We start from the raw sequence: 15667 nt of genomic DNA on the forward strand, positions 1-15667 counted from the left end.
GTATGCCCGCAACTCTCGGTCTGGGGGCCTCTTTTATTCCCTCAATCGAATTGATGGAGAAAGCACTAGATCAAGCTTTTATGAGTGTAAGCCTGTTAAAGAGTTAAAAGTACATTGTGGTAAGAAGGGGAGGGGAACATGAGCCAAGCGGGGGACAAAAGAACACGGTTTGAGCTCTTGATGAAGCAGACGGAAATTCCAGGCGCTTTAATTGATGCCCATTTCCTGGATGGATGGATTGAGAAAGTAGAAGTAAGTCGAAGTAATAAAGAATGGAAGATCGTTATTCATAAAGAAACACTGGTGCCTGGCCAGGTCTATCGGACATTTTGTCTGCAGGTTCAGGAGAGGATGCAGCATATCTCAAAAATTAATTTTGAGTTTAAATATGCCAGTATGATCACAAGCACACAGATCGTTGAGGAGTATTGGAAGCTATTTCTGGAGTGGGTTCAACGAGAGGTCCCTTCAGTTAACGGATGGATGACAAGAGCGACTTTTGAGGTTGAGCAGGACCTGGTTGTTATCTCCATGAGTGATGCGACTTCACTTGAGCTTGCCAAGAAGAAGGGGATAGACCGGGCGGTAGTGACCTTTTATGAGACTTATTTTGCACTTCCTTTAAGGGTAAAGCTTCAGACAGGTGAAGGTCGTAATGAAGCATTTGAAGAATTCCAGCAGCGGATTGTCGAGGAAGAGCGTGAAGTTATTCAGCAGATGATGACCAGTATGGAACCTGAGCCAGAGCCTGACGATGATAGTGGGGAAGTGGTCAAACTTCAGGTTGGTTATGAAATCAAGGAACAGCCAACACCTCTTAAGGACATTCAGGATGAAGAGAAAAAGATTACGATTCAGGGTACCATCTTTGGTCTGGAGAGCAAAGAGCTTCGTAATGGAAGCACACTCTTTACTTATTACCTGACTGATTTTAGTGACTCTTTGCAGATGAAGATGTTCGCCAAGAACAAGGAAGATCTTAAGATCATGAGCCAGCTGGCTAATGGTAAATGGGTGAAGGCACGTGGACGAATCGAATATGATCGTTTCATGCAGATTCCCGAGCTTGTGATGATCCCTTCAGATCTAACGGAAGTTGGAGCGCCTGCCGGACGCAAGGATAATGCTCCTGAGAAGCGGGTTGAGTTCCATCTTCATACAACGATGAGTACTATGGATGCTGTAACTCCAATTGATCAATATGTCAAAATGGCTGCAAAATGGGGCCACAAAGCAATAGCTGTTACCGACCACGGTGGCGTTCAGTGTTATCCTGATGCTGCGAAGGCGGCGAAGAAGAACGGAATTAAGATGATTTATGGCGTTGAAGCCAATGTAGTCAATGATAATGTGGCTGTTGTGCTTGAACCACGTCCGTTAGAGCTGAAGACAGCAACGTATATCGTATTTGACATAGAGACTACGGGTCTCTCAGTTACACAGAACAACATTATCGAGATCGCTGCGATCAAGATGGTAGAAGGCAAAGAAATTGACCGCTACGCGACGTTCGTCAACCCTCATGAACGTATTCCTTATAACATACAGCAGCTGACCAACATTAATGATGACATGGTTAAGGATGCCCCAGATGTGGAGCCTGTACTGAAGGAATTTATCGAGTTTGCCGGAGATGGCGTTCTTGTGGCCCATAATGCCAGATTTGACGTTGGCTTTATCAATGCGAAGCTTAAAGATTTGAATATGGAGCCTCTGAGCAACTCTGTATTGGATACACTTGAACTTGCCAGATTGCTGTACCCAACTTTGAAAAATCACCGCCTCAATACGCTGGCGGCCAAATATAAAGTCTCCCTTGAGAATCATCACCGGGCCATTGATGATACGGTTGCGCTTGGTGAGATCCTGATTGGCTTGCTCGAAGATGCCGCTAAGATTCAGGGGATTACGATGCTGGATCGCCTGAATGATCATGTCGGTAAAGATTTGTCCAATGTACGTCCATTTCACTGCAGCATTTATGCGCTGAATGCGGTAGGTAAGAAGAACCTATTTAAGCTTATCTCCTTGTCCCACACTCAGTATTTCAAACGTGTGCCCTGCATTCCAAAGTCCAAACTGGTGGAAATGCGTGAGGGTCTCCTGATTATATCCGGATGTGAAAAGGGCGAGTTCTTCGAAGCCGTGCTTAATAAGTCGGTGGAAGAAGCTGAGGAGGTCGCTCAGTTCTATGACGTGCTGGAGATTCAGCCGCTTACCATGTATATGCATCTCGTGGAGAAAGGACTTGTTGGCAGCCCAGCAGAACTCGAAACTGCCGTTCGTAAAGTGTGTGAGATCGGGATGAAGCTGAGCAAGCCGGTTATTGCTACAGGTAATGTGCATTATCTGGAGCCCCGAGACAAGCTGTATAGAGATATTGCAATTCACGGAATCACTGGCTTTAGCCCGCTTAAGGATATCCGTAAGCCAGATGCCCATCTGCGCACGACGGAAGAGATGTTGAAGGAATTCGAGTTCCTTGGAACAGAGAAAGCCCTTGAGGTTGTGGTGAGAAATACATCGGAGCTGGCTGAATCCTTCGAGGAATTAGAGCTTTTCCCGGATAAGCTGTTTACGCCTATTATTGACGGGGCGGACGAGGAAATCCGGCAGACCTGTTACGATACGGCGAAATCTTTTTATGGAGAAGAACTGCCGGAAGTGGTGGTCGCAAGGCTTGAGAAAGAGCTTGAGCCTATCATTAAATACGGGTTCTCCGCCAACTATCTGATCTCTGAGCGCCTTGTTAAGAAATCCAATCAGGATGGATATTTGGTTGGTTCCCGGGGTTCGGTTGGTTCGTCTGTGGTAGCTACATTCCTTGGAATTTCTGAGGTTAATCCGCTGCCTGCCCATTATCTTTGTCTGAACAAAGAGTGCAAATACAGCGAATGGTTCCTGGACGGAAGTATTCCGAGCGGTTTTGACCTTCCAGACAAGCCCTGCCCTAAATGCGGCGGGAAGCTGAAGGGAGAAGGACAGGATATCCCGTTCGAGACGTTCCTTGGATTTAAAGGGGATAAAGTCCCCGATATCGATCTTAACTTCTCGGGAGAATACCAGCCACATGCCCACAACTATACCAAAGAGTTGTTTGGGGAGAAGAGCGTATTCCGTGCAGGTACAATTGGTACAGTTGCCGAGAAGACTGCATTCGGATTTGCGAAGAAATACGAAGAGGATCATGGCAAAAAGTGGCGTGCAGCCGAGCTGAACCGTCTGGCTTCAGGTTGTACAGGCGTTAAGCGAAGCACCGGTCAGCACCCGGGTGGTATCGTAGTCGTTCCCGATTACATGGAGGTAGATGATATAACGCCGGTCCAGTATCCGGCTGACGATACATCCTCAGAATGGAAGACTACTCACTTTGACTATCACGCCTTCGATGCGAATCTGCTTAAGCTTGATATTCTGGGTCATGATGATCCGACCATGATGAGAATGCTCCAGGATTTAACGGGAGTAGATCCGACGACCATCCCCATGAATGATCCGAAGGTCATGAGTATGTTCAACTCTACAGAGGCGCTTGGTGTAACAGCGCAGCAAATTCGGACCCCTGTAGCTACTTACGGGGTACCTGAGATGGGAACCAAGTTCGTACGGCAAATGTTGGTGGAATCACAGCCGTCCTCTTTTGCAGACTTATTGCAGATTTCGGGACTGTCCCATGGAACAGGCGTGTGGCTTGGCAATGCACAAGAGCTGATCAAGAATAATACATGTAACATTAAGACCGTAATCGGGTGCCGGGATGACATTATGCTCTTCCTGATCTATAAAGCGGGTATGGACGCAGGTCTTGCCTTCAAAATCACGGAAAGTGTACGTAAGGGTAAAGGTCTGCCGCCCGAGTGGATTGATGAGATGAAGAAATGCAAAGTGCCTCAGTGGTACATTGACTCCTGCCTCAAAATCCAGTACATGTTCCCGAAAGCCCACGCGGCGGCCTATGTTATCTCGGCTGTTCGTACGGCTTACTTTAAGCTTTATCACCCGATCGAATTCTATGCAACCTATTTCACAGTTCGTGTTGAAGATTTTGATCTCGAGCTGATGTGTCAAGGGTACGAAGCGATCTATCGTAGAATTGAAGAAATCGAGCAAAAGGGATTCCAGGCGCTGCCTAAGGAGAAAAATATGCTCCCGATGCTGGAGATGGCACTGGAAATGACGGCCAGAGGACTGAGGTTCCAGAATATCGACTTGTATCGTTCGGATGCGCTGAAGTTCACTGTGGATGGGGATTCCTTGATCCCACCATTCTCCGCCCTTGCAGGGATTGGTGATAATGCCGCCCGCAATATTGCAGCTGCGAAGGATCAAGGAGAGTTCCTCTCGATCGAGGACTTCCAGCAGAAGTCCAAAGCCAGTAAGACCGTTGTTGAGCTTTTGAGCCAAATGGGGGTATTCAGAGGGTTGCCTGAGAGCAACCAGCTTTCCTTGTTTTAGGTAAAAGATTGCCTTATTAGACAGCCTTCGGGTCTTCTCTTAAGCTGCCCAATTCCTCATGGCACAAGGCCTCCGGGCTGGTGCAGTCAGGGTCTCTTACTTGTCAGTGTTACTGGACTATGTTATAATTTTTTTGGTAATCATGGAGATAGAACCGTTGTTTAAAGAGTGGGGAAACCCACTCTTTACTCTTTGGTATATAGGAATGAAGTTTCTTTTGGAGGTATGAACGCTTGAGCACACCTAAAATCAAAGCACATGTTGAACAATTGGCCCAGCCTTTTTTAGCGGATAACGGCTTTGAATTAGTAGACATTGAGTATGTAAAAGAAGGCAATAACTGGTTCTTGCGCGTATTCGTTGATAAAGATGGCGGCATCGATATCGATGACTGTGGGCGGATCAGTGAATACTTAAGTGAGCAGCTTGATGCCAATGACCCGATTTCAACGGCGTATTTCTTGGAGGTATCCTCTCCTGGAGCCGAACGGCCGCTGAAGAAGCCGGAAGATGTATTCAAGGCTGTTGGCAAAGATGTGTTTGTGACTACATACGAGCAGATTGATGGCCTTAAGGAATTTGAAGGCCGGCTTCTTTCATTTGAGAACGACGAACTGCTCGTGGTTTCGGGAAAGAAGCAGCACACCATCCCGTATTCGAAAGTTGCCAGTGCCAGACTGGCTATTATTTTCTAACAGAAACAAGAACGGTGAATTATGAAAGGGGGAGCTTGAAGCAAATGAGTATGGATTTTATCGAAGCTATGAATGAATTGGAAAGAGAAAAAGGAATCAGCAAAGATATTTTGTTTGAAGCGATTGAAGCTGCTTTAATCTCCAGTTATAAACGCAATTTTAATACTGCGCAAAATGTACGTGTTGACATGAATCGTCACACTGGAGCAATCAAAGTATTCGCCCGCAAGCTTATTGTGGAAGAAGTGCTGGATCTTCGTACTGAGATCTCACTTCCGGCAGCGCGGGAGATTAACCCGCACTTCCAGCTGGACGATATTGCTGAAATTGAAGTCACTCCTCGTGATTTCGGGCGTATTGCAGCCCAAACAGCGAAGCAGGTTGTAACCCAGCGTATCCGCGAGGCGGAGCGGGGCTTGATCTATAATGCTTTTGTTGATAAGGAAGAAGATATCGTGACCGGGATTGTACAGCGCCAAGATGCCCGTAACATTTACGTGGACCTTGGTAAAGTAGAAGCCCATCTTCCGCTTAATGAGCTTATGCCGAATGAGAAGTTCAAACACGGGGATCGGATCAAAGCTTTTATCACCAAAGTCGAGAATACGACTAAAGGGCCGCAAATTCTTCTCTCTCGCACACATCCTGGACTGTTAAAGCGGTTGTTTGAGCTTGAAGTGCCTGAGATTTTTGACGGTGTAGTAGAAATCCGTTCTGTGGCTCGTGAAGCTGGCTTCCGTTCCAAGATCGCTGTCTATTCCCGCAATCCAGAAGTAGATCCGGTTGGCTCATGTGTAGGTCCTAAAGGGCTGCGTGTACAGACGATTGTCAACGAGCTTCGCGGAGAGAAGATCGATATCGTTCGCTACTCGGAAGAAGTACAGGAATATGTCGCTAACGCACTTAGCCCTTCTAAAGTGCTTGAAGTTGAAGTGTTTGAGAGTGAGAAGATGGCACGTGTTATTGTTCCGGATTACCAGCTTTCTCTAGCTATTGGGATCAAGGGTCAGAATGCCCGTCTTGCTGCGAAGTTGACTGGCTGGAAGATCGATATCAAGAGCGAGAGTCAGGCGGAACAAGAATATGGAAGACCTAGAACCTCGACGGAAGAACTTCCGCAAGATTCCATTTCTATAGATTAATACAAAGGCGGGGGCATACAGATGAAGCCAAGAAAAATACCGCTTCGTAAATGCGTCGCCTGCCAGCAGATGATGCCGAAGAAGCAGTTGATCCGTGTAGTAAGAACACCCGAAGACGAGGTTCTGATTGATTTATCCGGAAAGAAATCAGGACGGGGCGCTTATCTGTGCGGGCAAGTGTCCTGCTTCAAGCTGGCACATAAGAACCGTGCGCTTGACCGGGCGTTGAAGGCGACAGTAAAGCCTGAAATTTATGAGCAGCTTGCCCGTGACTTCATTGCTGTAGAAGATGAATTTACTGCAATGGCCAATCAGGAAAGTGATGACGATGAATAAGGCGTATTCCCAGCTCGGATTGGCCATGCGGGCAGGGAAAATTGTCACCGGAGACGAGATTGTATTAAAGGCCATTCGTTCATCCGAAGCTAAACTAGTCATTCTTGCGGGGGATGCTTCCCCGAACACACAGAAGAAATTCCGCGACAAATGCGGGACGTATAAAGTCCCTTTGATAATCGGATTTAAACGGGAGCAGCTGGGTACAAGCATAGGCAAACCGGAGAGGATTGTGCTGGCTTTGACGGATCAGGGTTTCGCAGCGATGATTCGAAAAACAGTGAGTAATTTGTCGGAGGTGGAGTATATTGAGTAAACAAGATAACAAGGATAAGCTTAGAGTATACGAATATGCAAAATCGCTTAATATGAGCAGCAAAGAAATCATTACCATTCTTAAACGTCTGGATATTCCCGTTAATAACCACATGAGTGTAATGGAGAACGATGCGGTATCTCGTGTGGAGAAATTCTTTAAAGACATCAAGAGCAATGCAGCAGCCAAAAGAGATGTTTCTGAGTCAAAGGAAGCACATGTTAAATCGCCGGCCCCGGTCTCCGCAGGAGGAGACCATCAACCGAAGAGCCAAGTCCAAGAACAAGGCGGTCAGCGTGCGGATCACACAAGATCCGACCAAGCTGCACCGCAATCTAATCAGGATACAAACAAAAATCAACTGGAAAAGCAGGTACGCATGAATAATAATAAACCCCAAAATCAATCGAATAGTAGTCAGGCGACACAAACTCGGAGTAACCAGTCCGCTGGCGGAAGCCAGCAAAGTCAAGGCCGTTCTGGCCAAAATAACGGAAATCGCAGTAGCGCTGGTAACGGCAGTAATGGACGTCCACAAGGTGGAGGACAGCAAGCATCCAGCAACACGCGTCCTCAAGGCGGGGGACAGCATGCATCCAGCACGCCTCGTCCTCAGCAGAGCCAACAGAACCGCAGTTCACAGCCCCAGGCTAGAACCGCTTCTTCAGGCAGCAGTAATTACTCTTCGAACCGTGGCGGTCAAGGGCAAGGCCAAGGCCAGAAGAGAAATGGCAATAACAACAATGGCAGACCAGGACAAAATCGGTTTGACGATAACAAACCAGGCGGTTATAAGAATAACCGTGGCGGGAAGAATAACCGGGGCAGAAATGCTCAGCCTCAGGAACGCCGTGAGAAAATCGACAACACACCTAAGAAAATCATTGTTCGCGGTGAAATGACAGTAGGCGAAACGGCGAAGCTGCTTCATAAGGACGCTTCTGAAGTCATCAAGAAGCTTATCACACTAGGTGTTATGGCAACCATTAACCAAGAGCTTGATCTGGATACTATTCAACTCTTGGCAGGGGACTATGGCGTTGAAGTTGAAATTAAGATCCATGTTGAAGATGATCGTTTCGAAACATTGGAAGAAACGGACGATGAAGCAGATCTGAAGGAACGTCCTCCTGTTGTTACCATTATGGGTCACGTTGACCATGGTAAAACAACATTGCTTGATGCCATTCGCTCTACTAACGTAACCGGCGGCGAGGCGGGCGGAATTACCCAGCATATCGGTGCTTACCAGGTTGAAATCAACCATAAGAAGATTACGTTCCTGGATACACCGGGCCACGAAGCGTTTACAACCATGCGTGCCCGCGGTGCGCAGGTAACGGATATTACGATTATCGTTGTGGCTGCTGATGATGGAGTTATGCCTCAGACCGTAGAAGCAATCAGCCATGCCAAAGCAGCAGGGGTTCCAATTATCGTAGCGGTGAATAAGATCGATAAGCCTGACGCGGATCCGGATCGTGTAAAACAAGAGTTAACGAACTATGAACTTGTCCCTGAAGAGTGGGGCGGAGATACGATCTTTGTCAATGTGTCCGCCAAGCAAAGAATCGGTCTAGAAGGATTGCTTGAGATGATTCTTCTGGTTGCCGAAGTCAATGAATATAAGGCTAACCCGGACAAACGCGCTCGCGGAACTGTAATTGAAGCTGAGCTCGACAAAGGACGCGGACCAGTGGCTCGCGTACTCGTTCAGCATGGTACCCTCAAAGTCGGCGATGCATTTGTTGCGGGTAACTGTTTCGGACGTGTACGTGCCATGGTTAATGATAAGGGACGCCGTCTGAAAGAAGCTGGGCCGTCAACACCAGTTGAAATTACCGGTCTGACCGAAGTGCCTCAAGCGGGCGATCCAATTATGGTATTCGAGGACGAACGTAAAGCTCGTTCCATTGCTGACAAACGGTCGATTACCCAGCGTCAGTCTGAAATGGGTTCCAATACGCGTGTTACCTTGGATGACTTGTTCAAGCACATCAAAGACGGAGAAATCAAAGACCTTAATGTCATCATCAAAGGTGACGTTCAAGGCTCCGTTGAAGCACTAAAAGGCTCCCTTCAGAAGATTGAAGTGGAAGGCGTTCGTGTTAAGATCCTTCACAGCAGTGCTGGTGCCATTACAGAATCGGATATTATTCTTGCAGCGGCATCGAATGCCATCGTGATTGGCTTTAACGTTCGTCCGGAACCACGCGCCAAAGCGGTAGCCGACGAAGAGAAAGTAGATATTCGTCTGCACCGTATTATCTATAATGCCATTGAAGAGATTGAACAGGCGATGAAAGGGATGCTTGATCCGATTTACAAAGAAAGTGTTATCGGTCATGCTGAAGTTCGTAACACGTTCAAGATCAGCAAAGTCGGAACTATTGCCGGATGTATGGTTACGGACGGTAAGATTACCCGTTCGGCTGAGATCCGCCTGATTCGCGAAGGCATTGTTGTATTTGAAGGCAAGATTGATTCCTTGAAACGCTTCAAGGACGATGCCAAAGAAGTAGCACAAGGTTACGAGTGCGGGATTACCGTTGAAGGTTACAATGATCTTAAGGAAGGCGACGTTATCGAAGCCTTTGTTATGGAGACTGTAGAACGCAAGTAATGTGAGGTGTAGGCATGGCTAAGAACCGTACAGGTCGCGTAGGCGAACAGATAAAAAAAGAACTCAGCGTTCTGATTCAGACGGAGATGAAGGATCCGCGTATCGGATTCATCACCGTAACCGGCGTTGAAGTGACAAGTGATTTGTCCCAGGCCAAAGTATACCTCAGCGTATTTGGGGATGCCGAGCAGAAGGAGACTTCACTGAAAGGCCTGGAGAAAGCCAAAGGCTTTCTTCGTTCGGAGTTAGGCAAACGGGTCATGCTTCGGCATACCCCAGAGCTTATCTTCAAGATTGATGAATCGATTGCTTATGGCAGCCATATTGAGAAGCTGCTTGGAGAGATTTCTCACGAAGACAAATAAGAAGGTGACCGGCAATGCAGACCAATGAACAGGAGCTCCGGGATGCGCAAGCATTTCTTATGGAGCATGATGACTTCTTGGTAGTATCGCATGTACAGCCGGACGGAGACGCAGTCAGTTCCACCCTAGCGGTGGGCTGGCTTCTCTCATGTCTGGGTAAAAATTATACTATGGTTAATGAAGGCCCTATTCCGCGTAGAATGTCTTATTTGTGGCATGCAGATCAGATTATCGATTTGTCGGAGAATCCCCTTGAGACTACATACAAGCACGTCATTTGTGTAGATTGTGCTGATTTTCAGCGGGTTGGACAGACACAGAAGTATTTTGCGGAGAAGGCTCACATCCTGAATATTGACCACCATCCTACGAATGATGCATACGGAAGCGTCAATCTTATTCATCCTAAAGCTGCGGCAACTGCTGAAATTCTGTTCGATTTGATAGAATTTATGGGTATTGAGCTGACTGAAGATGTCGCCACGGCTCTGTATACAGGACTGCTGACTGACACCGGAGGATTTCGTTATTCCAATACAACACCTAAAGTTATGGCAGCAGCTTCGAAGCTCTTACAGTATGGGGTAGACGGTCCGGGCTTATCCGAGCTGCTGCTTGAACAGCTGACCTACCCGCAGCTTCGTGTCCTGACAAAAGCGCTGAATAAGCTTCAGCTTAGTGAGGACGGTACAATTGGCTGGGTTAGTATTACGCCGGAGGATATGATCGAGACCGGAGCAGCTAACGAGGATTTGGAAGGCATTGTCAACTACCCACGTAATATTCAGGGTGTTGAGGTTGGCATGCTGTTTAAAGTCATCAATGATAATGCAGTGAAAGTCAGCTTGCGTTCGGCAGGCAAAGTGGACGTTGCCGCAGTTGCCCAAAGCTTTGGGGGAGGCGGGCATGTCCGGGCTGCCGGAGCGCGAATTGAAGGGAATCTGGAGCAGATTATCAAGCAGGTTGTAGAACGGGTGAAAGTGCAGCTATGAATGGTTACGAAGGAATTCTCCCGATCCACAAACCAGCGGGCTTTACTTCACATGATGTGGTAGCTAAAGCCCGGGGGATGCTCAGAATGAAACGGATCGGACACACGGGTACACTGGATCCGCAAGTGACAGGAGTGCTTCCATTATGTCTCGGGCGGGCTACCCGGGTTGTCGAGTACATGCAGGAAATGCCCAAGGAGTATGAAGCTACACTGGTCCTGGGTATAGCAACAGATACGGAAGATATGACCGGTTCTATCACAGAGCGTGTGGATCATATTGAAATTAATAAGGCACAGGTGCTTGAAGTTCTAGAACAGTTCGTGGGGAAGATCTCGCAGGTTCCTCCGATGTTCTCTGCTTTGAAGCAGGACGGCAAACGGCTTTATGAACTCGCCCGTGAGGGGAAGACGGTGGAGCGTAAAGCTCGTGAGGTTACCATCTATCAGCTTGAATTAACATCATTTAATCCAGAGGGTCCGAATCCGACAATTTCATTTCGGGCTCTTTGTTCCAAAGGAACCTATATTCGTACACTCTGCGTGGATATAGGCAGGGCACTTGGTGTTCCGGCCTGTATGTCGGAATTAAAGAGGACGATGTCCGCAGGAATTCCTTTGGCTCGATGTCTGACATTTGATGAGGTCGAAGCCTGTGTCCAGAATGGGACCTTAGGTCAATATCTGATTCCGGTTGACCAAGCAATCTCACACCTAGCTGCTCATCAGGTTAGTCCCGAGAAGGTAAAGGCTGCGCTTCAAGGGCAGCGGCTTTCGGGATCAGCCGTGCAGCCCCAGGTCAAGAGTGAAGAACCCATTCGATTATATGGCCCGGATGAGAAATTTCTTGGGATTTTTCACCGGGAGCAGGAGACAGGAGCAATTGCTGCAGTCAAAGTGTTCTTGCCGGAAGAATAGGCTGCAGCAATAGTATTTTAGCGGAAATTGCAGGTGAGAAATTTGGAAACCATACACATATCCTATCCTTTAAGCAAGGAAATTATCGAACGTTTCGCCAAGCCGCAAATTCTGGCTCTAGGTCAATTTGATGGTCTGCATCTTGGGCATATGAGTGTGATCCAAGCGGCGATTCTGGAAGGAACTGTTCATAAAGTCCCTACTTCTGTCATGACTTTCTATCCCCATCCGAAGGAAGTCATGAAGAAGGGCGATTATGAGGGTTACTTGACACCGACCCGGGAGAAGGAAGAACTTTTGGGCTCGGCAGGCGTTGATTTCTTATATGTCGTTGAGTTTAATCAAGACTTCTCTCGGATCAGTCCCCAGGATTTCGTAACAGAAATGCTGCTTCCCCTGCAAATTCATACAGCGATTGTGGGATTTGATTTCAGATTCGGCCACAAGGGTGAAGGTGAGGCAGAAATGCTTAAGACCCTTGGTAAAGGTAACTTTGAGACGTATACCGTTCCTCCTTTTGTCATTGATGAGGAGAAGGTCAGCAGCTCGGGAATCCGCAAGTATCTTATGGAAGGCAACATTGTCCTTGCCAATGAGTGGCTTGGCCGTCCTTATACACTTTCAGGCACAGTTATTCATGGGGAGAAGAGAGGGCGGACAATTGGCTTTCCTACAGCAAACGTTGAGCTTGCCGAGCCGTATGTTCTGCCGAAGAATGGAGTTTATGCAGTCAAAGTGAATCATTACGGAGAAGAACTGCATGGGGTAATGAATATCGGTGTGAAGCCAACGTTCCACAGTGGAGTTAGCAAGCCCTGGTTCGAGGTGCACGTATTCAATTTCACTGGTGACCTCTATGGTCAGGGTCTGCGAGTTGAACTGATAAGTTATATTCGTGAGGAACGGAAGTTTCAATCGATTGACGAGTTAATCACTCAGATCTCCAAAGATGCAGATACGGCTCGCAGCCTGTTAAATAGTTTGGAACAATGAAGTAAAAAGTTTACTTTTGTTGTTCAGGTATGCTATACTAATTAACGTTATTCGCGAGAAGATATTCGAGCGGGTAGCTGCAACCTTAGCTTGGTTGTTCGTTCTCACCGGCGGCAACGAGGCTGATGGCGATTATAATGAAGGAGGTGAATCAGGATGGCATTGACTCAAGAACGTAAGCAACAATTGATCGACGAGCACAAAACTCACGAATCCGATACTGGATCACCTGAGGTGCAAATTGCTATCCTTACGGAGAACATCGTCAATTTGACGAACCATTTCCGTTCCCACAAGAAAGATCACCATTCACGTCGTGGTCTTTTGAAGATGGTAGGACAACGTCGTAAGCTTCTTGCTTACTTGAAGAACAAAGACGTTCAACGTTACAGCGCGCTGATTGAAAAACTCGGCCTGCGTCGTTAATTTAATCTTGTTCAACACCCGAAGCAGCCTGGTTGCCGCCGGATGCGCTTGATCAAAGCGAACGGTGGCTGCCTGGTTGCTTTTTACGATAGGGCTTATTTTGTTGAATCAGCTCCTGTGTGCAATGCTGTTAGGTTCAGCCAGAACATTTGTCACTGTATTATTATGAAGATGGGACAAGCAGGAGATAATGAAATAGATACCGAACATATAATTTTTAGAGGAAGACAAGGAGGGATTTCATGGAAAACCATGTAAAAATGCAGCTCGGAGGAAGGACCCTGATCCTCGAAACAGGAAGACTTGCGAAGCAGGCAAATGCTGCAGTTACTGTTCGTTATGGTGATACTGTGGTTCTCTGTACGGTGACAGCATCTACACAACCGAAAGATTTGGACTTTTTCCCATTGACCGTTAACTATGAGGAGAAGCTTTATGCAGTAGGTAAAATTCCAGGCGGATTTATCAAACGTGAAGGTCGTCCTAGTGAGAAGGCAATTCTTGCAAGTCGTTTGACTGACCGTCCAATTCGTCCATTGTTCCCGGAAGGCTTCCGTAACGATGTGCAAATCGTGAATTATGTGATGAGCGTGGATCAGGATTGCGAGCCGGAAATTGCAGCCATGATTGGTACATCAGCAGCGCTTAGTATTTCGGATGTTCCATTTAGCGGTCCTATTGGCGGCGTAGCTGTTGGACGCGTGAATGGAGAATTCGTCATTAACCCGGATATCGCTCAGCAGGAAGCAAGTGACCTCTATCTTGTGGTGGCAGGAACCAGAGATGCAATCATGATGGTGGAAGCTGAAGCCAATGAAGTGCCGGAAGAAGTTATGCTTGAAGCTATTATGTTCGGACATGACGAGATTAAGAAGATTGTAGATACAATCGAAGAGCTTGTTCAGGTTGCAGGTAAGCCGAAGATGGAAGTGAAGCTCCATGCGGTAGATGCCACTGTGAACAAGGAAGTTCGTGAATACGCAGCTGAACGCCTTGTTGAAGCTGTTAAAATTGTTGAGAAACACGCTCGTCAAGACGCCATTGATGCGGTTAATGATGAGACCGTGGCCTTTTTTGAGCAAAAGTACATAGAATCGCTGGAGCTCTTAAAGGATGTTAAAGAAGTGCTTCATGACATTGTCAAAGAAGAAGTACGCCGTCTGATCACCCATGATAAAGTGCGTCCTGACGGACGTAAGCTCGATGAGATCCGTCCGATTGAGTGTGATATTAATCTGCTTCCGCGTACCCATGGTTCCGGATTATTCACTCGTGGTCAGACTCAAGCGCTTAGCATTTGTACCCTGGGTGCTCTTGGCGATGTTCAGATTCTTGATGGAATTGACCTCGAAGAGTCCAAGCGATTCATGCACCACTATAATTTCCCTCCATTCAGTGTGGGTGAAGCCCGTCCGCTTCGTGCACCTGGCCGCCGTGAGATTGGTCACGGAGCATTGGGTGAGAGAGCTTTGATGAAAGTAATTCCATCTGAGGTGGATTTCCCGTACACCATTCGCCTTGTATCCGAAGTTCTAGAATCGAACGGCTCAACATCCCAGGCAAGTATTTGCGCTAGTACACTTGCAATGATGGATGCGGGTGTACCTATTAAAGCTCCTGTTGCGGGTGTGGCTATGGGTCTGATCAAAGATGGAGAGCACGTATCTATCTTGACAGATATTCAAGGTATGGAAGATCACCTCGGTGATATGGACTTCAAGGTTGCGGGTACCGCTGAAGGGGTTACCGCGATTCAAATGGATATCAAGATTGATGGAATTGACCGTGCTATTCTTCAGGATGCTCTTGGACAAGCCAAAGAAGGACGTATGTTCATCCTCTCTAAGATGATGGAAGTCATTCAGAAGCCTAAAGAAACATTATCCCAGTATGCTCCTAAGATTCTGACTATGAATATCAATCCGGACAAGATCCGTGATGTGATTGGTGCCGGCGGCAAGATCATCAACAAGATCATTGAAGAGACTGGCGTGAAGATCGATATCGAACAGGATGGACGCGTATTTATCGCTTCTTCGAATCAGGAGATGAACGATAAAGCCCGCTCCATTATTGAAGGTATCGTTAAAGAAGTGGTTGTTGGTGAAATTTACACAGGCACTGTGAAACGGATTGAGAAATTCGGAGCATTTGTAGAAATTCTTCCGGGCAAAGACGGCCTTGTTCATATTTCGCAAGTCTCTACAGAGCGCGTAGCGAAAGTGGAAGACGTTCTTGCGATCGGCGATGTAATTACCGTGAAGGTAACAGAAATCGACCAGCAGGGACGTGTGAACCTGTCCCGTAAAGCTGTGTTGACCGCAGAGACAGCTAAGTAGGATCCAACAGCATACCCGATTCATTGGGGATATAAAAAAGAGGCAGAGTGGTTAAACTTCTGGCTCTT

Annotated in this window: 12 protein-coding genes; all 12 read left to right on the plus strand. The window is 47.2% G+C overall.

Annotated elements, in window-relative coordinates:
- The first annotated feature begins 138 nt into the window (after window positions 1–138).
- Window positions 139–4455, plus strand: a complete 4317-nt coding sequence (locus EJP77_RS13070; protein ID WP_127199695.1) for a PolC-type DNA polymerase III — start codon at window positions 139–141, stop codon at window positions 4453–4455.
- A gap of 233 nt (window positions 4456–4688) precedes the next feature.
- Window positions 4689–5150, plus strand: a complete 462-nt coding sequence (gene rimP / locus EJP77_RS13075; protein ID WP_127199696.1) for a ribosome maturation factor RimP — start codon at window positions 4689–4691, stop codon at window positions 5148–5150.
- A gap of 44 nt (window positions 5151–5194) precedes the next feature.
- A complete protein-coding gene (gene nusA, locus EJP77_RS13080) occupies window positions 5195–6292 on the plus strand; it encodes a transcription termination factor NusA (RefSeq protein ID WP_127199697.1) in 1098 nt (365 codons plus the stop codon).
- Window positions 6293–6313: 21 nt separating this feature from the next.
- Window positions 6314–6628 (plus strand): RNase P modulator RnpM, encoded by a 315-nt coding sequence (gene rnpM, locus EJP77_RS13085; RefSeq protein WP_127199698.1) that lies wholly within the window; start codon window positions 6314–6316, stop codon window positions 6626–6628.
- Window positions 6621–6944 carry a L7Ae/L30e/S12e/Gadd45 family ribosomal protein gene (locus EJP77_RS13090; RefSeq protein WP_127199699.1) on the plus strand — a complete coding sequence of 108 codons (324 nt, stop codon included), beginning with the start codon at window positions 6621–6623 and terminating at the stop codon, window positions 6942–6944. Before rnpM ends, EJP77_RS13090 begins: the two co-directional genes overlap by 8 nt.
- Window positions 6937–9567 carry a translation initiation factor IF-2 gene (gene infB, locus EJP77_RS13095; RefSeq protein WP_127199700.1) on the plus strand — a complete coding sequence of 877 codons (2631 nt, stop codon included), beginning with the start codon at window positions 6937–6939 and terminating at the stop codon, window positions 9565–9567. Before EJP77_RS13090 ends, infB begins: the two co-directional genes overlap by 8 nt.
- A 14-nt stretch (window positions 9568–9581) precedes the next feature.
- Window positions 9582–9932, plus strand: coding sequence for a 30S ribosome-binding factor RbfA (gene rbfA, locus EJP77_RS13100; RefSeq protein ID WP_127199701.1), 351 nt, complete (start codon window positions 9582–9584; stop codon window positions 9930–9932).
- 14 nt (window positions 9933–9946) lie between these two features.
- Complete coding sequence (locus EJP77_RS13105; RefSeq protein WP_127199702.1) at window positions 9947–10924, plus strand: DHH family phosphoesterase; 978 nt, start codon at window positions 9947–9949, stop codon at window positions 10922–10924.
- Window positions 10921–11841, plus strand: coding sequence for a tRNA pseudouridine(55) synthase TruB (gene truB / locus EJP77_RS13110; protein WP_127199703.1), 921 nt, complete (start codon window positions 10921–10923; stop codon window positions 11839–11841). The genes EJP77_RS13105 and truB overlap by 4 nt, the downstream gene beginning before the upstream one ends.
- Before the next feature lie 42 nt (window positions 11842–11883).
- Entirely contained in the window at window positions 11884–12834 is a 951-nt protein-coding gene (locus tag EJP77_RS13115; RefSeq protein WP_127199704.1) for a bifunctional riboflavin kinase/FAD synthetase, read from the plus strand.
- 156 nt (window positions 12835–12990) lie between these two features.
- Window positions 12991–13260 (plus strand): 30S ribosomal protein S15, encoded by a 270-nt coding sequence (gene rpsO, locus EJP77_RS13120; RefSeq protein ID WP_127199705.1) that lies wholly within the window; start codon window positions 12991–12993, stop codon window positions 13258–13260.
- 242 nt (window positions 13261–13502) lie between these two features.
- Window positions 13503–15599: a polyribonucleotide nucleotidyltransferase gene (pnp, locus tag EJP77_RS13125; protein WP_127199706.1), complete on the plus strand. Its 2097-nt coding sequence runs from the start codon at window positions 13503–13505 to the stop codon at window positions 15597–15599.
- Window positions 15600–15667: the final 68 nt, after the last annotated feature.

This window comes from Paenibacillus zeisoli (assembly GCF_003994465.1).
Lineage (GTDB): Bacteria > Bacillota > Bacilli > Paenibacillales > Paenibacillaceae > Fontibacillus > Fontibacillus zeisoli.